The organism is Streptomyces abikoensis (assembly GCF_014648775.1).
Taxonomy (GTDB): domain Bacteria; phylum Actinomycetota; class Actinomycetes; order Streptomycetales; family Streptomycetaceae; genus Streptomyces; species Streptomyces abikoensis.
In genome coordinates this window covers 337981-359297 of the sequence record NZ_BMRT01000003.1, presented here as the reverse complement: position 1 = coordinate 359297, position 21317 = coordinate 337981, and the positions used below count along the sequence as shown (strand labels likewise).

Here is a 21317-nt window from a genome sequence, read left to right as displayed (position 1 = left end):
TTGACGGTTCCCGGTGTGCCGGGCGTTACAGCGGGCGCAGGTCGCCGTAGGTGAGGGCGCCCGGTGCCGCGGGGTCGTACGCCGGGAGGCCCACCGTCCGCTCCACCCAGCCCTCCTCGGCGAGGATCCGGGTGCCCTCCTTCCCACGTTCCGGGTCCGCCGCCGCGCGCTCGACCCAGTCGCGGGGGCCGGGCCCCAGCAGCGCGCGGAGCCGGGCCGAGCCCGCGAGCAGCGTGGCGAGCAGCGCGCCCTGGTCGCCGCCGCCGGGCCGGGGCGGCCCGCCGCCGGGCGGGCCGGTGAGGACGCCCCATTTGCTGACGTACAGATACGCGCCCCGCAGCCGCTCCCCGGACGGCAGGGTCACGGGGAAGCGGTCGCCGGGCAGCAGGACCCGCCGGTAGTTGAACTCCGTGGCGTCGACGGCCGCCAGCTGGTGGCCGTCCAGCCAGCCGGCGACCAGCGTGGTCCGGGCCCCGGGGGCGGCGTAGGGCGCGGCGGCCACATAGCCGTGCCGCCCGATGTGCCCCGAGCAGCCGACGGCGACGCCGCCCACCCGCACCGGCACCAGCGGCACCACGGCGGACAGGCCGCCGACGGCGAACTTGTGGGCCAGCTGGGCGGGGGAGGCGTTGGAGCCGACGGCCAGCACCGGGTGGCGGCGGTCGGCGGGCGGCCGGCCGAGCGCGGCCATGAAACGGTCGAGCGACGGCCCCTCCGGCCCGCCCGGCCCCTCCGCTCCGGACGGGCCGCCCGGGCGCCAGTCGCCCAGCGGCACGGGTCCGGGCGTGAGCGGCAGCAGCTCCGGCCCGGTGAGCAGGGCGGGGATGGTGGCCGGACGGCCGGGGTAGGTCAGCGGACTCAGCGCGGGGACGACGTCCAGCCCGAGGGCCCGCAGGGTCCACCGCGTCATAGGCCGATGCCCTCCATGTTCCCGTGCGTCCGCCGGCCCGCCCCGGCGGGAGAACATCCCGGCGGTGGGGAGAGGCTCCCCCGTCCCGTGCGTCCCCGAAACCGGCGGAATCCGCGCCCGGCCCCCGACCCGGTACGGGAAAGCGCTGCCGGAAACCGTCCCAGCCCCCGGCAGGGGCCCGGCGCCTCACGCGCCCGGCCCCCACCGGCCCGGCGCCGCGGGTCCACGTGCCCGTCCGCCGTAGCCCCACGTGCCCGTCCGGCGGAGGACTACGCGTCGCGCCGGCTCAGCACCGCGTAGCCGCCGATCAGTGCCGCGACCACCCACAACACCATGATCGCGAAGCCGCCCCAGGGCCCGTACGGCGTGTCGCTGCCCACCGTGACCACCTGCATCACCTTCTGCCCGGCCTGGTCCGGCAGGTACTGGCCGACCTTCTTCGTCGCCGAGACATTGCCGAGGATCGCGGAGATCAGGAAGAAGAACGGCATGAGGATGCCCAGCGAGAGCATCGGGCTGCGCAGCATCGTCGCGACGCCCATCGAGAAGACGGCGATCAGCGTCATATAGAGGCCGCCGCCGATCACCGCGCGCGGTACTCCGGGATCGGCCAGCGTGGCACCGTAGTCGCCGAGCATCGCCTGGCCGACGAAGAACGCAGCGAAGCTCGTGACCATGCCGACCACGAATGCGAGCAGCGCCGCAATGGTGATCTTGCTGAAGAGAAACGTGCCCCGCTGGGGAACGGCGGCGAGCGAGGTGCGGATCATTCCCGTGCTGTATTCATTCGCCACCACGAGTACCCCGAAAACGATCAATGCGAGCTGACCGAGGCCCATCCCGGCGAAGCTGATGAACGTCGGATCGAAAGCGATCTTGTCTCTGGGCGGCAGATTGCCGAAGTCCTTCTTGGTGAGCGCGCTGATCAACGCGCCGAGGGCGACCGTCACCACGATCGCGAGGCCGAGCGTCCACACCGTGGACCGGACGGATCTGATCTTCGTCCATTCCGACCGGAGGGCCTGCGTCACCACGGCCATGGTTCAGGATCCCTTCTTGCGCCAGTCGGCTCCCCAGCCCGCACCGGGCCCCGCCGGGGATTGCGCCGGGGATTCCGGCGGGCGGTGGTTCTCATGGGCGTGGTACTCCACCGAGCCGGCCGTCAGCCGCATGAACGCCTCCTCCAGCGAGGCCGAGCGCGGGCTCAGCTCGTGGAGGGTGATCCGGTGCCGCGCCGCCAGCTCGCCCAGGTGCGCCGCGTCCTCGCCCTCGACCTCCAGCGCGCCCTCCTCGCCGGGCGTGACGTCGATCCCGGCGCCGCGCAGGATCTCCCGCAGCCGCTCCTGCTCGGGGGAGCGCATCCGGACGTAGGAGCGGGAGTTCTCCTTGATGAAGTCGGTCATGCTCGTGTCGGCGAGCAGCTTGCCCTGGCCGATGACGACCAGGTGATCGGCGGTCAGCGCCATCTCGCTCATCAGGTGGGAGGAGACGAAGACCGTACGGCCCTGGGTGGCGAGGCTCTTCATCAGATTGCGGATCCAGTGGATGCCCTCGGGGTCCAGCCCGTTGACCGGCTCGTCGAACATCAGGATCCGCGGATCGCCCAGCAGCGCCGCCGCGATGCCCAGCCGCTGGCCCATGCCCAGGGAGAACCCCTTGGTCCGCTTCCTGGCCACCGAGGTGAGGCCGACCGTGTCCAGGACCTCCCGCACCCGCGCCTTGGGGATGCCGTTGCTCTGCGCCAGGCACAGCAGGTGGTTGTAGGCGCTGCGACCGCCGTGCATGGCCTTGGCGTCCAGCAGGGCGCCCACGACCCGCAGCGGGTCGCGCAGTTCCCGGTAGTGCCGGCCGTCGATGCGGACCGTCCCGCTCGACGGATTGTCCAGGTCGAGCATCATCCGCATGGTCGTCGACTTGCCCGCCCCGTTGGGCCCCAGAAAGCCCGTGACGATGCCGGGCCGGACCGTGAACGTGAGGTGGTCGACGGCACGGACGTCGCTGTAGTGCTTGGTCAGCCCCTCGAGCTCGATCATTCAGCCACGGTAAGGGCGCCCGGCGGGCCCCGCCACCGGTGGCGCCGCACAGGACGACGCGCCCCGTGCCACCGGCGGGCGGCACAGGGCGCGCTGAGCACAGGGTCCCCCGACAGCGTGCGTCATACAGCGTGCGTGGAGCGGCGAAGCGATGGAGCGGTACGTGATCAGCGGCTCTGCTGCGCCGGCACGCCCCGGCTGATCGGCTCGTCGTCGCCGGGGACGCCGGCCGCGGCCACCGCCGCGCCCGTCAGCGTGGCCAGCATCTCGCGGACGTTGGTCAGCTGGGCGTTGATGCTGTCGCGGCGGTTGGTGAGCGCCGCCAGCTCCCGCTCGGACTCGCTGCGGATACGGTCCGCCTTGGCGTTGGCGTCGGCCACGATGTCCTCGGCCTGGCGCTGGGCCGTCTCCACCGTCTGGCGCGCCCGGCGCTCCGCGTCCGTGCGCAGCTTCTCCGCCTCCAGGCGCAGCTGCTCGGCGCGGTGCTCGATCTCCGCCAGCCGCTTCTCCGCCTTGGCCTGGCGGGAGGCGAGGTCGCGCTCGGACTGCTCGCGGCGCTTGGCGAGGTTGGTCTCGAAGTCGGCGGCGGCCTGGGCGGCCTTGGCGCGGGTCTCCTCGAAGAGCGCGTCGGCCTCCTCCCGCTTGGACTGCGCGTCCTTCTGCGCCTCGGCGCGCAGCGAGGCGGCGTCGCCCTTCGCCTTCTCGACGATCCGGGCGCCCTCGTCCTCCGCCTTCGCCTTGCGGTCCGCGGCGAACGACTCGGCGTCGTTGCGCACCTGCTGGGCGGCCGACTCGGCCAGCTCGCGGTGCTGCTCGGCGGCGCGCCGGGCCTCCTCACGCAGATCCTTGGCCTCCTCCTCGGCCAGCCGGAGGATCTTCTCGACGCGAGCGCCGAGCCCCGCGTACGAGGGCTCCGCGTCATTGATCTGTGCCTGAGCGTTCTGCGTCTCGAGGTGGAGCTCCTCGATGCGCTTTTCCAGAGAGGTGATCCGGGCCAGTGCGCTGTCACGGTCCGCTACGAGCTTCGTAATGCGGTCGTCCACCTGGCCGCGGTCGTATCCACGCCGCACCAACTCGAAGCCGAAGGGGGAGGAAGTGTCGCTCATGGGGTTCCTGTCATTGGAGAACCGGTGAGGTGATAGAGGAATCCTAGGGGCGTGAGCGGCGTGTCATCCGGCAGATGGTTTAAGACAGTTGGGGAATCCGGAAAATGACCCCTCGATTGAGTGGCTACTTTCGGTCCTGCTTGCCACCCGATCGAGTAGCTCCGGCACCGGCCGTCGCCTTCACCCCACCGTCCTTGGAGCCGCCCGCCCCCGGGGACTCAAATGATTCCAACGCCTCCAACACGTCCTGGACACGGGAAATCTCCTGCTGAATGTCCTCGCGTCGGCGGACGAGCACCTCCAACTCCCGCTTTCCTTCCTCCAGAAGCCGCGCGGCCTCCTCCTGAGCCTCGGTGCGCAGGCGCTCGGCGTCGCGTACGGCGGCGGTCTTCTTCTGCTCCGCCTCCTTGATCAGCGCGTCCGCCTTCTTCACGGCGGTGATCCGCACCTTGCTGGCCTCGCTCTGGGCGTCCGACAGCAGCTTCTCCGCCTTCTCCTCGGCGTTCGCCAGCTGCTCGGTCGCGGCCGCGACGAGCTTGTCGCAGCGCTCGCCCGCCGACTGCATCGCCTCGGCGGCCTCCCGGCGCGCCCGCTCGTGGAGCTTCTCGACCTCGCTCTCGATCCGGCCGCGCAGCTCGTCGGCGCGGTCCCTTATGGCCGTGGCGTCGCCACGGGCCTCGGCGAGCATCGTGTTGGCGTCCGTACGGGCCTGCTCCACCAGCGTGTTGCCCTCGGCGGTGGCCTCCTGGACGATCCGGTCGGCCTCCTTGCGGGCCGCGCCGACCATGGCGTCGGCCTGCTCCTCGGCCGCGGTGGCCGCCAGCACGGCCTCCTCCTGGGCCTTGGCGACCAGCGCGTCCGCCTGCTCGGCGGCCTCCGCGAGCCGCTTGGCGCCCGCGTCCCGCGCCTGGTCCACCGTCCGCTCGCCCTCGGCCCGCGCCTCGGCGCGCAGCCGCTCGGCCTCCTGGACCGCGTCCGCCTTGATCCGCGCGGAGTCCGCCCGGGTGCTGTTGGCGTTCTCCTGGGCGGCCGCCAGCGCCTCGGCGGCCTCGGCGGCCATCCGCTCGGCCTCCGCCGTCGCCTCGGCGATCAGCGCGTCGGCCTGCTCGGCCGCCTCCGCGCGGCGGGTGTTCGCGTCCTGGCGGGCCTCGTCGGTGGTCCGGGTCGCCTCGGCACGGGCGTTCTCCAGCGCCGCGTCGGCGTCGGCACGCAGCCGGTCGGCCTCCGCGTTCGCCTCGGAGACGACACGGTCGGCCTGCTCGACGGCCTCGTTGATGTGCGCGTCGGCGGCCTTTTCGGCCTCCTCGACCGTACGGGCGGCCTCGGCGGCCATCTTCTCCGCCTCGGCCGTGGCCTCGGCGATCAGCTTGTCCGCCTGCTCGGCCGCCTCGGCACGGCGCTTGTTGGCCGCCTCCCGGGCCTCGTCCACGATCCGGTCGGCGTCGTCCTGCGCGGAGGACGTCAGCTCGGCCGCCTCGTTGACGATCCGCTCCGCCTCCGCCCGGCCCTCGCCACGGATCTTGTTGGCGTCCTCGCGGGCCTCGGCGCGCGTCCGGGCCGCGTCCTGCTCCGCCGACGCCAGGGCGTCGGAGGCGTCGGTACGCATCTGCTGCGCCTTCGCGGAGGCGTCCGCGACCAGCCGCTCGGCCTCCGCCGTCGCCTTGGCGACCACGGCCTCCGCCCGCTCGTCCGCCTTGGCCTTCGTCTCGGCCGCGGCGGCCCGCAGCCGCTCCGCCTCCGCCGCCGCCTCGGCCCGCTCGGCGTCGGCGGCCTCCCGGGCCTCCTCGAGCGTGCGCGTGGCCTCGTCCGCCAGCTTCTCCGCCTCGGCGACAGCCTCGGAGATCAGCTCGTCGGCCTGGAGCGCGGCCTCCGCCCGACGGGCGTTCGCCGCCTCCCGGGCCTCGTCGACCGTGCGGGCGGCCTCGGCGCGCAGCCGGTCGGCGTCCGCCTCGGCCTCCGCGCGGTGGGCGTCCGCCGCCTCCCGCGCCCGCTCCTCGAACCGGGCCGCCTCCGCGCGCGCCGCCTCGACCATCTCGGCCGCCTCGGCGATCAGCCGGTCCGCGTCCGCCGCCGCCTCGGCCCGGTGGACCTCCGCGGCCTTGCGGGCCTCCTCGACCGTACGGGCGGCCTCGGCGGCCATCTTCTCCGCCTCGGCCGTGGCCTCGGCGATCAGCTTGTCCGCCTGCTCGGCCGCCTCGGCGCGGCGCTTGTTGGCCGCCTCCCGGGCCTCGTCGACGGTACGGGCGGCCTCGGCGCGCAGCCGGTCGGCGTCCGCCTCGGCCTCCGCGCGGTGGGCGTCCGCCGCCTCCCGCGCCCGCTCCTCGAAGCGAGCGGCGTCGGCCTTCGCCGTCTCCGTCAGCTCCGCGGCCTCGGCGACGATCTTCTCCGCCTCGGCGGTCGCCTCGGCGATCAGCTCGTCGGCCTGCAGCGCCGCCTCGGTACGCCGGCCGTTGGCCGCCTCGCGCGCCTCGTCCAGCGCGCGCGTGGCCTCCGTGGCCATCTTCTCCGCCTCGGCGATGGCCTCGGCGATCAGCTCGTCCGCCTGCTCGGCGGCCTCGGCACGGCGCTTGTTCGCGTCCTGGCGGGCCTCGTCCAGGGCCCGCGACGCCTCGGCCGACAGCCGCTCGGCCTCGGCCCGCATCTCGTCCGCGGCGGCCTTGGCCTCGCCGCGCGTCCGGGCCGCGTCCTCGTCCGCGCGCTCCCGCTCGGCGTAGGCGTCGGCACGGACCCGGTCCGCCTCGATCTGGGCGTCCGTGACGGTCCGTTCGGCGTTGTGCTCGGCCGCCGAACGCAGCCCGGCGATCTCCTCCTCGGCCTGCTCGTGCAGCCCGGCCACGGACTCCCGCACCTGCTGGGCGGTCTGCTCGGCGGCGGCCACGAGCTCGGCCGCCCGCGCCTCCGCCTCCTCGACCAGGCGCCGGCCCTCCTCCTGCGCCTCGGCGACCCGCTTGCGCGCCGAGGCCAGCAGCTCCTCGCTCTGCTCGTGCGCCGCCTCGCGCTCGGTGCGCGCCTCCGTACGGGCGTCACCGAGCAGCTCCTCGGCCTCCCGGCGCCGCCGGGCGGCCTCCTCCTGCGCGGCGGCCAGCGCCTCGGCGGCCTCCGCGGCCGTCCGCTCGGCCGCGGCGTTCGCCTCGGCACGCAGCCGGTCGGCGGTCTCCTGTGCCTCCGTGCGCAGCCGCTCGGCCTCGGCCTCGGCCTCCTCGCGCAGCCGCGCGCCCGCGGCCTCGCCCTCGGCGCGGGTCTCCGCCGCCTCCGCCGCCGCCTCGGCGCGCAGCCGCTCGGCGTCGGCCTCGGCCTGGCCGCCGATCGTCCGGGCCCGCTCCGCGGCCTCCGTACGCTGCCGCTCGGCCTCCTCGGCGGCCTCCCGGCGCAGCTTCTCCGCCTCCGCGCGCGCCTCGCGCAGGGCGGTCTCCGCCGCCTCCACGCGCTGCTCGGCCTCGCTCCGCAGCCGCTCCAGCTCGGCCGCGGCCTCCTCGGCCCGCGCCCGGGCCGCGCGCTCGGCCTCCTCGCGCGTCGCCTTCGCCGCCTCGGCGGCCTCGGAACGGACCCGCTCGGCGTGGTCCTCGGCCTCCTCGGCCATCTCCTCGGCCTCGGCACGGGCCCGCTCCAGGGCCTCCTCGGCCTGCTTGCGCAGCGTCGCGGCGCGCTCGGCCGCCTCCGCACGCGTCTTCTCGCTCTCGGCGGCCGCGCCGCTCCGGGTCTCCTCGGCGTCCGCCTTGGCCTTGCCCAGCAGCTCCTCGGCCGTCTTCGCGGCCTCCTCGATCTGCTGCAGCGCCTCACGGCGCGCCTCACCGCGGATCCGCTCGCCCTCGGCGACCGCCTCCGCCCGCAGCTGCTCGGCCTCGGCCCGCAGCCGGCGCGCCTCCTCCTGGAGCTCGGCGGTCTTCTTGCGGTACTCGGCGGTGTCGTCCTTCGCCTCGCCCTTGAGCTGCTCGGCCGTGTCGGCCGCCTGCGCCCGCAGCCGCTCGGCCTCGGCCTCCGCCTCCTTGCGGATGCGCTCGGCCTCGGCGGCCGCCGCCTTCGTCGCCGCCTGGGCGTCCTCGGTGGCCTTGGCCAGCACCTCCTCGGCCGTCCGGGCGGCCTTGGCCAGCGCGGCGGCGGAGTCCTCGGCGACGGCGCTGCGCGCCTCCGCGGCCGCCTCCGTACGCAGCCGCTCCGCCTCGGCGATCGCGTCGGCGCGCAGCTGCTCGGCCTCGGCCCGCAGCGCCTCCGACTCCTTCGTCGCCTCGCTCACCAGCCGGGCGATCTCCGCCCGCGCCGTGCGCGTGCGCTGCTCGTTGTCCGTCTCGGCGGCGGACAGCCGCTGGGCCGCGGCCTCCTTCGCCTCCGTGACGAGCTTCTCCGCCTCGGCCCGCGCCTCGCGCAGGGCCGTGTCGGCCTCCTGGATCCGCGCCTCGGCGGTACGCGTCAGCTCGGCCGCGGAGCTCCGGGCCTGGTCGGCCTCGGCCGTCGTGGCCGTCCGCAACTGCTCGGCGTGGGTGGCGGCCTCCTGCGCCTGCGTGGAGGCGGCCGTCAACAGCCGCTCGGCGTCCGCGCGCGCCCGGCGCAGGATCGCCTCGGCCTCCGCGCGGGCCTCCTCGGCGGCCGCCCCGAGCCGGCCGCTGGCCTGCTCGGTCAGCCGCTGGGCCTCGGCGCGCGCGGCGGCCAGTGCGGCCTCCGCCTCCGCCCGGGACTCGTCCAGCAGCCGGCGGGCCTGCGCCTCGGTACGGGCCCGGAGCTGCTCGGCCCAGGCCACGTTCTCGTTGACGTGCGACTCGACGGTGCGCCGACGCTCGTTCAGCTCCTCGTCCAGGCGCTGCCGGCGGGCCACCGCCTCGGCGTGGAGCTCCGCCTCCATCCGGGCCTGGCGCTCGGCCTGCTCCTGGAGCAGCCGCTGCGTCTGCGCCCGGGCCTCGCGCACCTCGCGCTCGGCGTCGCTGCGCAGCTGCTCGGCCTGGATCTGGGCGTTGCGGAGCAACTGTTCGGCCTGATAGCCGATGTCCGCCGAGTCATAGGCGGGACGGTGGGCGAGATTGCGGCGCGCCTCGTGGAGCTTGGCGCGCAGAACCTCGACCTGGTAGCCGAGGTCGTCGGCGTGCTGGACCGCCTTCTCCCGCTCCGTCTTCAGCCGCTTCATCTCGGCCTCGAACTGCGAGAGGTGGTCGGCTTCCTCCAGCTGACTCTCCTGGCGCTCGTAGCCCCGCACAGCGCGGTCCATCCGTCCCCTGTATCGCGTCGGCGGCCGGCCCCGTACTGCGTCGGTGGTGAACCCGGAGCCCGCCCTTCCGAAGAAATGGTGTCAGATCATCGGTACAGCCCGGCCCGGGACCCATGGGCGAACCCGTGGTACCCCGGCCGAACCTGCACTCTACCGGCCGGGGCAGGGGAGGGTCAGTGCTCCTTGTGCACGGAAGGTGCCGAGGTGACCAGTTCTGTCAGCACACCGTGGCAGTCCTTGGGGTGGAGGAACGTGATGCGGGAACCCATGGATCCGGTGCGCGGCTCGTCGTAGAGGACCCGCACGCCCTTGTCCTTGACGGCGGCCGCGTCGGCGTCCACGTCGGCGGTGCCGAACGCGATGTGGTGGACGCCCTCGCCGTTCTTCGCGAGCCACTTGCCGACGGGGGAGTCCTCCCGGGTGGGCTCCAGGAGCTGGAGGTAGGAGGCGCCGCCGTCCGACGTCCCGTTGATCCTCAGCATCGCCTCGCGCACGCCCTGCTCCTCGTTGACCTCGGTGTGGAACACCTCGAAGCCGTACGTGGCACGGTAGAACTCGACAGTCTTGTCGAGGTCGAAGCAGGCGATCCCGATGTGGTCGATTCGCGTCAGCATGCGTCCAGTGCACCGCCGCGCGCCCGGTTACGCAACGTGCGCGCGATCACACCTTCCGCCCGGTGACCGGGCGGCGTACCGCTCAGTACATTGACGGCAACGACCGTTAACATCCCTCTCCGCTCGAAGGGGCCGCGCCCATGTCTGGTACGCACGGAAAATCCGGTACGACCTCGGTCATCGTGGCGGGTGCCCGTACGCCCATGGGCCGCCTGCTGGGCTCGCTGCGCAGCTTCTCCGGCGCCGAGCTGGGCGCCTTCGCCATCAAGGCCGCCCTCGACCGGGCCGGGATAGGGGGTGACCAGGTCCAGTACGTGATCATGGGCCAGGTGCTCCAGGCCGGCGCGGGCCAGATCCCCGCCCGCCAGGCCGCCGTCAAGGCCGGCATCCCCATGTCCGTCCCGGCGCTCACCATCAACAAGGTCTGCCTCTCCGGGCTCGACGCCATCGCCCTGGCCGACCAGCTCATCCGCGCGGGCGAGTTCGACGTCGTCGTGGCCGGCGGCCAGGAGTCCATGACCAACGCGCCGCACCTGCTCCCCAAGTCCCGCGAGGGCTACAAGTACGGGGCGATCGAGATGCTCGACGCCATGGCCCACGACGGCCTCACGGACGCCTTCGAGAACATCGCGATGGGCGAGTCCACCGAGAAGCACAACACCCGCCTGGGAATCGGCCGCCCCGAGCAGGACGAGATCTCCGCCCTCTCCCACCAGCGCGCCGCCGCCGCCCAGAAGAACGGCCTCTTCGACGCCGAGATCACCCCCGTGGAGATCCCCCAGCGCAAGGGCGACCCGGTCCTCTTCAACAAGGACGAGGGCATCCGCGCCGAGACCACCGCCGAGTCGCTGGGCAAGCTGCGCCCCGCGTTCGCCAAGGACGGCACGATCACGGCCGGTTCGGCCTCGCAGATCTCCGACGGCGCCGCCGCCGTGGTCGTGATGAGCAAGGCCAAGGCCGAGGAGCTGGGCCTCCACTGGATCGCCGAGATCGGCGCCCACGGCAATGTCGCCGGCCCCGACAACTCCCTCCAGTCCCAGCCGTCCAACGCCATCCGGCACGCCCTGCGCAAGGAGGGCCTCGGCGTCGACGACCTCGACCTGATCGAGATCAACGAGGCCTTCGCGGCGGTCTCCGTGCAGTCCATGAGGGATCTGGGCGTATCCCCTGAAAAGGTGAACGTCAACGGCGGAGCGATCGCGCTCGGCCACCCCATCGGCATGTCCGGCGCCCGGATCGTGCTCCACCTCGCGCTGGAGCTCAAGCGCCGGGGCGGCGGTGTGGGCGCCGCCGCGCTGTGCGGCGGCGGCGGTCAGGGCGACGCCCTGATCCTCCGCGTGCCGGGCAACAACAAGTGAGGTAGGCCCGAGACGGGTCCCCCGAGGAGGAAGCCCTGATGGTGGACGTCCCCGCACTGGTCGAGCAGGCCCGGGAAGGGCGGCCGCGCGCCGTGGCCCGGCTGATCTCCCTGGTGGAGGGGGCGTCACCGCAGCTCCGCGAGGTCATGGCGGCCCTCGCCCCGCTGACCGGCGGCGCGTACGTGGTGGGCCTGACGGGCTCCCCGGGCGTCGGCAAGTCCACGTCGACGTCCGCGCTGGTGAGCGCGTACCGCCGGCAGGGCAGGCGGGTGGGCGTCCTCGCGGTGGACCCCTCCTCGCCGTTCTCCGGCGGCGCGCTGCTCGGCGACCGGGTCCGGATGTCCGAGCACGCGTCCGATCCCGGCGTCTACATCCGCTCCATGGCCACCCGGGGGCATCTGGGCGGCCTCGCCTGGGCCGCCCCGCAGGCCATCCGCGTCCTGGACGCGGCGGGGTGCGACGTGATCCTGGTGGAGACGGTGGGCGTCGGCCAGTCGGAGGTGGAGATCGCCTCCCAGGCGGACACGTCCGTGGTGCTCCTCGCCCCCGGGATGGGCGACGGCATCCAGGCCGCCAAGGCGGGCATCCTGGAGATCGGCGACGTCTACGTGGTCAACAAGGCCGACCGCGACGGCGCCGACGCCACGGCCCGGGAGCTCAACCACATGCTGGGCCTGGGCGAGGCCCGCACCCCGGGCGACTGGCGGCCCCCGATCGTGAAGACCGTCGCCGCGCGGAACGAGGGCACGGACGAGTTCGTCGCGGCGCTGGAGAAGCACCACGCGTGGATGGCGGAGCGGGGCGTCCTCGCGGAGCGGCGGCTCCGGCGCGCCGCCCACGAGATCGAGACCATCGCCGTCACGGCGCTGCGCGAGCGCATCGGCGACCTGCGGGGCGACCGGCGCCTGGGCGCGCTCGCGGAACGGGTGGTCGGCGGGACGCTGGACCCGTACGCGGCGGCGGACGAACTGGTGGCGGGGCTGACGGCGACGGCGGGCTGACGAAACGGCGGGCTGACGAGACGGCGGGCTGACAGCGCGGACCTCCCCTCTCCGCCCGGAGAGTGTGAGGACCGCGCTGCCGACCCGCCTGTCGGCTGCTTCGCTACTTCGCGCGCGTGGTGCGCAGGTGCTTCGCGACCGGCGCCAGGGACTCGTGGAGCGCCTTGAGCTCCTCCGGCGACAGCAGGTCGATGAAGTGCTCGCGCACGGAGGCCACATGGTGCGGGGCGACCTCGCGCATGGTCTTCCAGCCGTGGTCGGTGAGGACCGCGAAGAGGCCACGACGGTCGGACTCGCAGTTCACGCGGCGGACCAGGCCCGCGTTCTCCATACGGGTGATCTGGTGGGAGAGGCGGCTCTTCGACTGGAGCGTGGCGGTCGCGAGATCGCTCATCCGCATCCGGTGGTCCTTCGACTCCGAGAGGTTGACCAGGATCTCGTAGTCGTTGTTGGTGAGGCCGAACGGCTGGAGATCCCGTTCGAGCTGGTGCATCAGCAGCCGGCTCACGTACAGGTGGGCACGCCAGGCGGCCTGCTCCTCGTCGCTGAGCCAGCGGGTGCCGTTCTCGGTGTCCATAGAGGGAGTCTACCTAAGAAGTTGAAAGATTAACTAATGAAGGTGCGGTGCGCACGTGCGAGGTGGCAGGTCGTGTGTTCGACCCGTCACACTCCGCAGGGTACCGCTCACAGCCCGAAGCGGCGCTGGAGGTCGCCCAGCTGGCCCGGCAAACGCGGGGACATTGACTGATTCCCGGAGGTTCCGTGCGGCACGCCCGCCTCGTCCGGCGGGCCCTCGCCGGTGGCGATGTCGGCCATCAGCTGCTCGGTGGACTGCAGCAGCACCGTGCCCGCGCCGACGAACTCGAACTGGTGCTCCTCGCCGGACGCGCCGCCCAGTCCCGTCAGCCGCCGGACACCGCCCATGACGCCCTTGAGGTACTGGTGGTCGTAGTGGTGACAGGGGGACGGGCAGTCGGCCCAGCCCACCAGGGCCTGCGGGTCGACGCGGACCGGGGGCTCGACGAAGACGACCGGGCCGTTGGACGCGGCCACGAACTTCCCCGTGCCGATCAGGGTGAGGAAGCCCGGAATGATCGACTGCTTGAGCGAGAGCGAGGGCTCGAAGGCCAGCAGATTGCCGGAGCGAACGGTGAGGTTGCCGTCCTCGAGGTCATAGGAGTTGACGTCGAAGGAGCGGTCCGCGAGCAGCATCTTGCCGTGGCCCTCGGCGACGACCCAGTCCGCCGCGTGGAGGGGGGAGTGGAAGCTGCCGGCGATCAGCCGGTCGAGGGGGCCGTGGCCGATGCCGTGGAAGTTGATCTGCCCGTAGTAGGCGATCATCTTCCCCTTCTGCAGGAACCACTGCCCCTTGAGGTCGACGCTGAAGGTGTAGGGGTTGACGTTGTCGTTGCTCGGGAGCGTCGACGCGTCGTGGATGACGGGGCCGGTCACAGCTTCTCCTCCGACGCCTGGACGTACACCGTGCCGTGGCCCGACAGCTCGAGCCGGAAGGCCTCGCCGCTGCCGCGGCCGACGACCTCGCGCCAGCCGATCGCGGCCGACAGCTTGTTGCGGACCTCGCCCCGGTGGGCGACATAGGCCTGCGGGTCGACGACGACCGGGCGCCCGGCGGTGATCGGCAGCTCGATGAAGCCGCCGTGGGCCATCACGGCGACCGCGCCGTGCCCCTTGAGGGTGGTGGTGAACAGGCCCTGGCCGGTCACCTGGCCGCGCACCATGCCCATCACACCGCCCTGGGACCCCATGAACATCGTGCCCTGCTGGAGCGTGCCGTCGAAGGCGAGCAGCCGGTCGGCCTCGACGTAGAGGGTGTCGCCGGTGAGCTCGATGACGTGGACGTGGTGGCCGCCGTGGCCGAACATGACCGTGCCGCTGCCCTCCACGGACATCAGCGGCGTGGCCTCGTTGGCGATCCGGCGGCCGATCATCCCCATGACGCCGCCCTGGCCGCCGGTGATGCTGGGGGTGAAGGAGACGTCGCCCTTGTAGGCGAGCATCGCGCCGCGCTGGCTGAACAGCCGCTGCCCGGGGACCACCTGGGCCTCGACCATCCGTGAGTTGAGGAGCCGGAAGGGCATCAGATGTCACCCCCGATGGTGTTGCGCTCGCTGGGCTGGACGTAGACGAGCCCGTCGCCCTCGAAGCGGATCTGGAACGCCTCGCCGGAGCCCTCGCCGATGAAGGTGCGGAAATTGACGCCCGACTGGAAGTGCTGCTTGAGCCGGCCGGTGTGGGCGATGTACGCGCCCGGGTCGACCTGGAGGGGCGTCTGCGGGGTCACGCGCAGCACGATCGCCGTGCCGTCGGAGAGGATCGCCGCCTGGCCGGTGCCCTCCACGGTCGTGGTGAACAGGCCGTTGCCCTGCGAGGCGCCGCGCAGGCCGGTGAACGTCGTGCCGGTGCGCAGGGCGGAGTCGGTGCACAGAAGGTTGCTCGACTCGACGTAGAGGGTCTCCCCGCGCAGCGCGACGAGATTGATCTCGCTCGCCCGGTCGGCGAAGTAGCAGGTGCCGTGTCCCTTCACCTCCATGACTTCCATCTGCTCGCCGGTGAGCCGGCGCGTCACCATGCCGCGCAGGCCGTCACCGCCGCCCGTCATCTTCTTGAATGCCATCTCGCCCTCGTACGCGACCATCGAGCCGTTCTTGGCCTTGACCGCGTCCCCCGTCATGTCGACGGCGAGGACTTTGCTCCCGTGGAGCCGAAACTGAGCCACGCCCAGACGCTAGCGGGCGGACATACGGCTCCAACAGGCCCCATGGCCCTCGGAACGCCCGGAACGGACCCGGAGCCCGTGATCCGTAGCAGTACTGCGACAATGGAGCGGCTTGTGAACGCCATCACAAGCTGTGACCGTCCCGCCACTAGCGACCGAAGGTGTGCCCCGTGGACCTCAAGACCGCCTCCGCCCTGCGTCGGCTCCGCCTGGTGTCGGTGCCGGAGGGTGTTTCCTTCCTGCTCCTGATGCTCTGCTCGGTGCTCAAGCGGACCACCGACTTCAACGCGGTGCCGGTGATGGGCGCGATCCACGGCATCCTCTTCATCATCTACGTCGTCTTCTGGATCGACGCCTGGTCCCGCACCAAGTGGGAGCTGAAGACCGCCGCCCTCTACTTCGTCCTCTCCGTCCTGCCGACCGGCGGCTTCTTCGCCGACCGCATGCTCCGCCGCGAGGCCGAGGCCACGGTCATCGCCGCCCGTGCCCGCAAGGAAGGCGTGGTGAACGCATGATCGTCGCCTTCTCCGTGTCGCCGCTCGGCGTCGGCGAGGACGTCGGCGAATACGTCGCCGACGCGGTGCGCGTCGTCCGCGAGTCCGGCCTGCCGAACCGTACGGACGCGATGTTCACGTCCGTCGAGGGCGAGTGGGACGAGGTCATGGACGTCGTCAAGCGCGCCGTAGCTGCGGTCGAGGCCCGTTGCGGGCGCGTCTCCCTCGTCCTCAAGGCGGACATCCGGCCGGGAGTGACGGACGGGCTGACGTCGAAGGTCGAGACGGTGGAGCGGTACCTCTCGGAGGGCTGACCGCCGGGTTAGCTGCGTATTGGGCGCCCTTCCCCGCGCGGGGGAGGGCGCTTTCCGTTTCGGCGCGCCGCGGCAACTGCCGGCAGTGGCTTGGTATGACCTCGACTCCTACGGCCGCGAGACCGTGACCTTCGTCCGCACCTTCCGCTGCGTGGTCGACTACCTGGGCACCCACCAGCACTTGGCCTCGGACCTCCACTTCGCGGCCGACCCCACCGGCGCGCTCGTCATCCGCTCCGGTGAACACCGGTTCCGCGAGGGGCCGGTCGACGCCAGAGTCCCCGGCCTCGTCGGAGGCCCGGGTCTGAGACCCACCCCTGACCCGCGCATGTGGAACGGCGCGCCAAGATCCTTTCTTTCGGCTGAGGCCGAAAAAGACTGGAGCGGCCGCCCGTCCCCCAGCACGCTGTCGGGCATGTCCACGACGTCAACCGTTCCGCCGCGCTCGCCCTACAGAGCCGTCTTCGCCGTGCCCGAGTTCCGGGCCGTCTTCGCCGCGCACGTGCTGTCCCTGCTCGGCATCGTCGTCGGTGAGATCGCGCTGTCCGTCCTCGTCTACCGGCTGACCGGCTCGCCGCTGCTCAGCGCGCTCACCTTCGCGCTCGGGTTCCTGCCGTACGTTCTCGGCGGCACCCTGCTCGCCGGGATCGCCGACCGGCGTCCCGCACGCCGCGTCCTCGTCACCTGCGATCTGCTGTGCGCCGCCGGTGCCGTCGTCATGGCGCTGCCCGGCACGCCGGTGGCCGCGCTGCTCGCGCTGCGGTGCGTCAACGCCGCCGTCGCGCCCGTCTTCGCCGGGACGCGCGCGGCGACGCTCGGCGACATCCTCGGCGAGGGCGACCGCTTCGTCCTCGGGCGTTCGCTGCTGCGCGTCGTCGCACAGGGCGCCCAGCTCGTCGGCTTCGCGGCGGGCGGGGTGCTGCTGACGGTCGTCGCGCCCCGCACCGCGCTCGTCGCCACGGCCGCCGGCTTCCTCGCCTCGGCCGCCCTGCTGCGCCTCGGCACCCGGAGGCGGCCCGCCCGTTCCGCCGCCGGCGGAGGCGGATTGATGGCGGCCTCCCTGGCCGGGATACGGGAGCTGTTCGCCGACCGCCGGATACGCGCCCTCGTCCTCCTCTCCTGGATCCCCCCGTTCTTCCTCGTCACCCCCGAGTCCCTCGCCGCGCCCTACGCCCACGACCTCGGCGCCGGTTCCACCGCCACCGGGCTGCTGCTCTGCGCCATGCCGGTCGGCGCGATCACCGGCGAGGTGCTCGCCGGGGCCCTGCTCCGGCCGCGCACACGGGAGCGGATCGCGCTGCCGCTGGCGGCCGTGCTGCTCCTGCCGTTCCTCCTCTACGCGCTGCGGCCCTCGCTCGGCTGGTCGCTGCTGCTGGCCGCGGTGGCCGGGGCCGGGACGGCGTACACGCTGGGCGCCGACCAGTGGTTCATCTCCGCCGTACCCGAGGAGCTGCGCGGCCGCGCGATGACGGTGCTGTCGGCCGGGACGATGACGATCCAGGGCCTCGGCATGGCCCTGGCCGGCGCGGCGGCGGAGTTCGTCCCCGTGCACCTGGTGGTCGCCGGGTCCGGGCTCCTCGGGACGGTGGCCGTCACGGTGGTCGTCCGCGAAGTCGTACGATCTCGCTGATCAAGGAACCACCGAAGGGGGAGCCCGTGTTCGGCAAGGGCAGGGACAAGGGCAAGGACAAGGGCGGGAGCCTCGACCCCGGCGTCGTCGTCCTGCGCGACTCGCAGGCCGTGGCCGACGCCGTGCGCGAGGCCCTGGAGACCGCGAGCGAGGCCGAGCGGCCGGGCCTGGAGCGGGCCGCGGCGCTGATCGCGCTGCACGCGGCCCGGCCCGAGCGCGAGGTCCGCGCTGAGTGGACGCGCGGCGTCCTCGCCGCGGCCGGTGTGGACCCGCGCGAGCAGGAGGTGCACGCGGTGCGGGCGGTGCGCCGGGCCGAGCCCGGGCTGAGCCTGAAGGCGGCGGTGCAGCTGGTGCGGGAGGCCGTCGCGGACGCGTAGCGGCGCGTGACGGCGGGTGTCCGAATTCCGGGACGGGCCCGGTCGGGAGGGGCCCGGCGGGTACGCTCGATGCCGTGCCGAAGCCGCTCAGCCTCCCCTTCGATCCCATCGCCCGCGCCGACGAACTCTGGAAGCGGCGCTGGGGGTCCGTGCCGTCCATGGCCGCGATCACCTCGATCATGCGGGCCCACCAGATCCTGCTGGGCCAGGTCGACGCGGTCGTCAAGCCGTACGGGCTGACCTTCGCGCGCTACGAGGCGCTGGTGCTGCTGACCTTCTCCAAGGCGGGCGAGCTGCCGATGTCGAAGATCGGCGAGCGGCTGATGGTCCACCCGACCTCCGTCACCAACACCGTGGACCGGCTGGTCACGGCCGGTCTCGTGGACAAGCGCCCCAACCCCAACGACGGCCGGGGCACGCTCGCCTCGATCACCGACAAGGGCCGTGAGGTCGTCGACGCGGCCACCCGGGACCTGATGGCGATGGACTTCGGTCTCGGCGCGTACGACGCCGAGGAGTGCGCGGAGATCTTCCGGGTGCTGCGCCCCCTGCGGGTGGCGGCGGACGACTTCACGGAGGAGGGCGACGCCGCCGCCGACGAGAACGCCGCCGACGAGAACGCGTAGGGCGGGGCGGCGAAGATCGCCCCGGAACATACCGTTACGCTCGCCTGCATGAAGAAGAGCGTGCTGACCCGCTACCGCGTGATGGCGTACGTCACCGGTGTCCTCCTGGTCCTCCTGACGATCGGCGTCATCGCCAAGTACCTGCTGGACATGGACGGCGCCGCGGGCCCGACCCGGGTCGTGGCCATCGCCCACGGCTGGCTGTACGTCCTCTACCTGGTCTTCGCCTTCGACATGGGCTCCAAGGCCCGCTGGCCGTTCGGCAAGCTGGCGTGGGTGCTGATCGCCGGCACCATCCCGGGCGCCGCCTTCGTGGTCGAGCGCAAGGTCTCCCGCGAGCTGGAGCCGCTGGTCACGGACGAGGCGGCCGGTCCCGTACGGGCCTGACGGCCCCGGCCGGAAGTCACCTCGGCGGCTCGGCTCGCGCGCCCCGGACACGTCCCTTGTGTCCGGGGCGTTCTTGCGCGAGGATTTACTAGGACGTCCTACTAAACGCCGAGGCGGCGGAGGCCCCCATGGACGCAAGCGCGATCGAGGCGGGACGCCGCCGCTGGCAGGCCCGGTTCGACGCGGCGCGCAAGCGCGACGCCGATTTCACCACACTCTCCGGAGTGCCGGTCGACCCCGTCTACGGCCCCCGCCCCGGCGACGTCTACGAGGGCTTCGAGCGCATCGGCTGGCCCGGCGAGTACCCCTTCACCCGCGGCCTCTACGCCTCCGGCTACCGCGGCCGCACATGGACCATCCGCCAGTTCGCCGGCTTCGGCAACGCCGAGCAGACCAACGAGCGGTACAAGAAGATCCTGGCCAACGGCGGCGGCGGGCTGAGCGTGGCCTTCGACATGCCCACGCTCATGGGCCGCGACTCCGACGACGGCCGCTCCCTCGGCGAGGTCGGCCACTGCGGCGTCGCGATCGACTCCGCCGCCGACATGGAGATCCTCTTCAAGGACATCCCCCTGGGCGACGTCACCACGTCGATGACCATCAGCGGCCCCGCCGTCCCCGTCTTCTGCATGTACCTCGTCGCCGCCGAGCGCCAGGGCGTCGACCCCGGCGTCCTCAACGGCACGCTCCAGACGGACATCTTCAAGGAGTACATCGCCCAGAAGGAGTGGCTCTTCCCGCCCGAGCCCCATCTGCGCCTGATCGGCGACCTGATGGAGCACTGCGCCCGCGCCATCCCCGCATACAAGCCGCTGTCCGTCTCCGGCTACCACATCCGCGAGGCCGGGGCCACGGCCGCGCAGGAGCTCGCCTACACCCTCGCCGACGGCTTCGGCTACGTCGAGCTGGGCCGCAGCCGCGGCCTCGACGTCGACGCGTTCGCCCCCGGCCTGTCCTTCTTCTTCGACGCCCACGTCGACTTCTTCGAGGAGATCGCCAAGTTCCGCGCGGCGCGCAGGATCTGGGCCCGCCGGCTGAAGGAGGTCTACGGGGCGCGCACGGAGAAGGCCCAGTGGCTGCGCTTCCACACCCAGACCGCCGGGGTCTCCCTCACCGCCCAGCAGCCGTACAACAACGTCGTGCGGACGGCCGTCGAGGCCCTCGCCGCCGTGCTCGGCGGCACCAACTCCCTCCACACCAACGCCCTGGACGAGACCCTGGCGCTGCCCAGCGAGCAGGCCGCCGAGATCGCCCTGCGCACCCAGCAGGTGCTGATGGAGGAGACGGGCGTCGCCAACGTGGCCGACCCGCTGGGCGGTTCGTGGTACGTCGAGCAGCTCACCGACCGCATCGAGGCCGACGCCGAGGAGATCTTCGAGCGGATCGAGGAGCGCGGCCTGCGCTCCCACCCCGACGGCCGCCACCCCATCGGCCCCATGACCTCCGGCATCCTGCGCGGCATCGAGGACGGCTGGTTCACCGGCGAGATCGCCGAGAGCGCCTTCCGCCACCAGCAGGCCCTGGAGAAGGGCGCCAAGCGCGTCGTGGGCGTCAACTGCCACCGGGGCTCGGTCACCGGCGACCTGGAGATCCTGCGGGTGAGCCACGAGGTGGAGCGCGCACAGGTGCGCGTCCTGGCCGACCGCAGGGCGCGCCGCGACGACGCCCGCGTCCGCGCCGCCCTGGACGCGATGCTGACCGCCGCCCGCGACGGCTCCAACATGATCGCCCCCATGCTGGCCGCCGTACGCGCCGAGGCGACGCTGGGCGAGATCTGCGACGCGCTGCGGAACGAGTGGGGGACGTACACGGAACCGGCGGGTTTCTGAGTCCTACGGTCAGCCGTACGTGGCCGTCAGCCCGCCCACCAGCAGTGCGGTGAAGCCGCGTGCCCACTCGTCGTCCACCGGCTCCGCGCTCACCAGGGTGCGGTGGACGACCGCGCCCGCGATGACGTCGAAGATGAGGTCGGCGTTGCGGGCCGCCGAGGCGGGGTCGGGTTCGTGGGGGAGCTCGCCGCGGGCCTGGGCGCGGGCCCGGCCGAGGAGGACGAGGGACTTCTGGCGGTCCACGATCGCGGAGCGGATGCGCCTCCGGAGCGCGTCGTCGCGAGTGGATTCGGCCACCACCGCCATCAGGGCCGTCCTGGTCTCCGGGCGCTCCAGCAGCGCGGCGAACTGGAGGACGACGCCCTCGATGTCCGCCCGGAGGCTGCCGCGGTCGGGGAGCTCCAGGTGCTCGTCGAAGAGGGCGGCCACCGCGTCCACGACCAGTTCGTTCTTGCCCGCCCAGCGGCGGTAGAGGGTGGTCTTGGCGACCCCGGCGCGGGTCGCGACGTCGCCGAGGGTCAGCTTGCCCCAGCCCAGCTCGACCAGGGCCGCGCGGGTCGCGTCGAGGATGGCGCGATCGGCTTCGGCGCTGCGTGGGCGGCCCGTGCGGCGGGCCGGGGTAGGGGCGGCGGAGCTCATGGAGAGACCTTACCGCCGAGTAGGTCGCCAGGTATGAGGCAGATCACAGGGTTGGGGAGGGGGCG

At 72.9% G+C, this 21317-nt stretch carries 20 protein-coding genes; 9 read left to right on the top strand and 11 right to left on the bottom strand.

All coding sequences use genetic code 11. From position 1 onward, the window contains the following. Positions 1–25: 25 nt before the first annotated feature. The 6 genes from IE096_RS11865 to mce form a co-directional block, all read right to left on the bottom strand. Complete coding sequence (locus IE096_RS11865; RefSeq protein WP_229820113.1) at positions 26–910, bottom strand: hypothetical protein; 885 nt, start codon at positions 908–910, stop codon at positions 26–28. Positions 911–1179: 269 nt separating this feature from the next. Beyond that, positions 1180–1950 carry an ABC transporter permease gene (locus IE096_RS11860; RefSeq protein ID WP_189451389.1) on the bottom strand — a complete coding sequence of 257 codons (771 nt, stop codon included), beginning with the start codon at positions 1948–1950 and terminating at the stop codon, positions 1180–1182. 3 nt (positions 1951–1953) lie between these two features. Then, positions 1954–2943 carry an ABC transporter ATP-binding protein gene (locus IE096_RS11855; protein WP_189451388.1) on the bottom strand — a complete coding sequence of 330 codons (990 nt, stop codon included), beginning with the start codon at positions 2941–2943 and terminating at the stop codon, positions 1954–1956. Positions 2944–3110: 167 nt separating this feature from the next. After that, positions 3111–4049, bottom strand: coding sequence for a coiled-coil domain-containing protein (locus IE096_RS11850; protein ID WP_189451387.1), 939 nt, complete (start codon positions 4047–4049; stop codon positions 3111–3113). A gap of 124 nt (positions 4050–4173) precedes the next feature. Further along, a complete protein-coding gene (gene scy / locus IE096_RS11845) occupies positions 4174–9234 on the bottom strand; it encodes a polarized growth protein Scy (protein WP_189451763.1) in 5061 nt (1686 codons plus the stop codon). A gap of 185 nt (positions 9235–9419) precedes the next feature. Further along, positions 9420–9860 carry a methylmalonyl-CoA epimerase gene (mce, locus tag IE096_RS11840; protein ID WP_189451386.1) on the bottom strand — a complete coding sequence of 147 codons (441 nt, stop codon included), beginning with the start codon at positions 9858–9860 and terminating at the stop codon, positions 9420–9422. Positions 9861–10000: 140 nt separating this feature from the next. On the opposite strand from mce, the gene IE096_RS11835 reads away from it, so the two are divergent. Beyond that, on the top strand, positions 10001–11218 hold the full coding sequence (locus IE096_RS11835; protein WP_189451385.1) for an acetyl-CoA C-acetyltransferase: 1218 nt from the start codon (positions 10001–10003) through the stop codon (positions 11216–11218). A gap of 38 nt (positions 11219–11256) precedes the next feature. Next, positions 11257–12219: a methylmalonyl Co-A mutase-associated GTPase MeaB gene (gene meaB, locus IE096_RS11830; RefSeq protein WP_189451384.1), complete on the top strand. Its 963-nt coding sequence runs from the start codon at positions 11257–11259 to the stop codon at positions 12217–12219. Between the two features lie 103 nt (positions 12220–12322). On the opposite strand, the gene IE096_RS11825 is transcribed toward meaB, so the two are convergent. The 4 genes from IE096_RS11825 to IE096_RS11810 form a co-directional block, all read right to left on the bottom strand. Next, positions 12323–12796 (bottom strand): MarR family winged helix-turn-helix transcriptional regulator, encoded by a 474-nt coding sequence (locus tag IE096_RS11825; RefSeq protein ID WP_126916113.1) that lies wholly within the window; start codon positions 12794–12796, stop codon positions 12323–12325. Between the two features lie 107 nt (positions 12797–12903). Further along, a complete protein-coding gene (locus IE096_RS11820) occupies positions 12904–13671 on the bottom strand; it encodes an AIM24 family protein (RefSeq protein WP_126916114.1) in 768 nt (255 codons plus the stop codon). Further along, on the bottom strand, positions 13668–14318 hold the full coding sequence (locus IE096_RS11815) for an AIM24 family protein (protein WP_189451383.1): 651 nt from the start codon (positions 14316–14318) through the stop codon (positions 13668–13670). The genes IE096_RS11820 and IE096_RS11815 overlap by 4 nt, the downstream gene beginning before the upstream one ends. Continuing rightward, positions 14318–14956 carry an AIM24 family protein gene (locus IE096_RS11810; protein ID WP_189451382.1) on the bottom strand — a complete coding sequence of 213 codons (639 nt, stop codon included), beginning with the start codon at positions 14954–14956 and terminating at the stop codon, positions 14318–14320. Before IE096_RS11810 ends, IE096_RS11815 begins: the two co-directional genes overlap by 1 nt. A gap of 170 nt (positions 14957–15126) precedes the next feature. Between IE096_RS11810 and IE096_RS11805 the strand changes: the two genes are divergently transcribed. The 7 genes from IE096_RS11805 to icmA all read left to right on the top strand — a co-directional run bounded on the left by IE096_RS11805 (position 15127) and on the right by icmA (position 20613). After that, positions 15127–15471, top strand: coding sequence for a DUF3817 domain-containing protein (locus IE096_RS11805; RefSeq protein WP_189451381.1), 345 nt, complete (start codon positions 15127–15129; stop codon positions 15469–15471). Beyond that, positions 15468–15764 carry an MTH1187 family thiamine-binding protein gene (locus IE096_RS11800; protein ID WP_189451380.1) on the top strand — a complete coding sequence of 99 codons (297 nt, stop codon included), beginning with the start codon at positions 15468–15470 and terminating at the stop codon, positions 15762–15764. The genes IE096_RS11805 and IE096_RS11800 overlap by 4 nt, the downstream gene beginning before the upstream one ends. A gap of 85 nt (positions 15765–15849) precedes the next feature. Then, positions 15850–17394, top strand: coding sequence for an MFS transporter (locus IE096_RS11795; RefSeq protein WP_189451379.1), 1545 nt, complete (start codon positions 15850–15852; stop codon positions 17392–17394). Positions 17395–17420: 26 nt separating this feature from the next. Continuing rightward, positions 17421–17771 (top strand): hypothetical protein, encoded by a 351-nt coding sequence (locus IE096_RS11790; protein WP_189451378.1) that lies wholly within the window; start codon positions 17421–17423, stop codon positions 17769–17771. 74 nt (positions 17772–17845) lie between these two features. Continuing rightward, entirely contained in the window at positions 17846–18397 is a 552-nt protein-coding gene (locus IE096_RS11785) for a MarR family winged helix-turn-helix transcriptional regulator (protein WP_189451377.1), read from the top strand. A gap of 48 nt (positions 18398–18445) precedes the next feature. Then, positions 18446–18784: a DUF3817 domain-containing protein gene (locus IE096_RS11780; RefSeq protein ID WP_126916123.1), complete on the top strand. Its 339-nt coding sequence runs from the start codon at positions 18446–18448 to the stop codon at positions 18782–18784. 128 nt (positions 18785–18912) lie between these two features. Further along, the gene (icmA, locus tag IE096_RS11775) at positions 18913–20613 is read left to right on the top strand and encodes a coenzyme B12-dependent isobutyryl-CoA mutase large subunit (protein WP_189451376.1); all 1701 of its coding nucleotides are present in this window, start codon (positions 18913–18915) and stop codon (positions 20611–20613) included. A gap of 9 nt (positions 20614–20622) precedes the next feature. Here the strand turns inward: icmA and IE096_RS11770 are convergent, their stop codons facing one another. Beyond that, positions 20623–21252: a TetR/AcrR family transcriptional regulator gene (locus IE096_RS11770; protein WP_189451375.1), complete on the bottom strand. Its 630-nt coding sequence runs from the start codon at positions 21250–21252 to the stop codon at positions 20623–20625. Positions 21253–21317: the final 65 nt, after the last annotated feature.

Coding starts and splice junctions, on each gene's coding strand:
- IE096_RS11865 (WP_229820113.1), bottom strand. CDS start 910: ATGACGCGGTGGACCCTGCGGGCCCTCGGGCTGGACGTCGTCCCCGCG.
- IE096_RS11860 (WP_189451389.1), bottom strand. CDS start 1,950: ATGGCCGTGGTGACGCAGGCCCTCCGGTCGGAATGGACGAAGATCAGA.
- IE096_RS11855 (WP_189451388.1), bottom strand. CDS start 2,943: ATGATCGAGCTCGAGGGGCTGACCAAGCACTACAGCGACGTCCGTGCC.
- IE096_RS11850 (WP_189451387.1), bottom strand. CDS start 4,049: ATGAGCGACACTTCCTCCCCCTTCGGCTTCGAGTTGGTGCGGCGTGGA.
- mce (WP_189451386.1), bottom strand. CDS start 9,860: ATGCTGACGCGAATCGACCACATCGGGATCGCCTGCTTCGACCTCGAC.
- IE096_RS11835 (WP_189451385.1), top strand. CDS start 10,001: ATGTCTGGTACGCACGGAAAATCCGGTACGACCTCGGTCATCGTGGCG.
- meaB (WP_189451384.1), top strand. CDS start 11,257: ATGGTGGACGTCCCCGCACTGGTCGAGCAGGCCCGGGAAGGGCGGCCG.
- IE096_RS11825 (WP_126916113.1), bottom strand. CDS start 12,796: ATGGACACCGAGAACGGCACCCGCTGGCTCAGCGACGAGGAGCAGGCC.
- IE096_RS11815 (WP_189451383.1), bottom strand. CDS start 14,318: ATGCCCTTCCGGCTCCTCAACTCACGGATGGTCGAGGCCCAGGTGGTC.
- IE096_RS11800 (WP_189451380.1), top strand. CDS start 15,468: ATGATCGTCGCCTTCTCCGTGTCGCCGCTCGGCGTCGGCGAGGACGTC.
- IE096_RS11780 (WP_126916123.1), top strand. CDS start 18,446: ATGAAGAAGAGCGTGCTGACCCGCTACCGCGTGATGGCGTACGTCACC.
- icmA (WP_189451376.1), top strand. CDS start 18,913: ATGGACGCAAGCGCGATCGAGGCGGGACGCCGCCGCTGGCAGGCCCGG.
- IE096_RS11770 (WP_189451375.1), bottom strand. CDS start 21,252: ATGAGCTCCGCCGCCCCTACCCCGGCCCGCCGCACGGGCCGCCCACGC.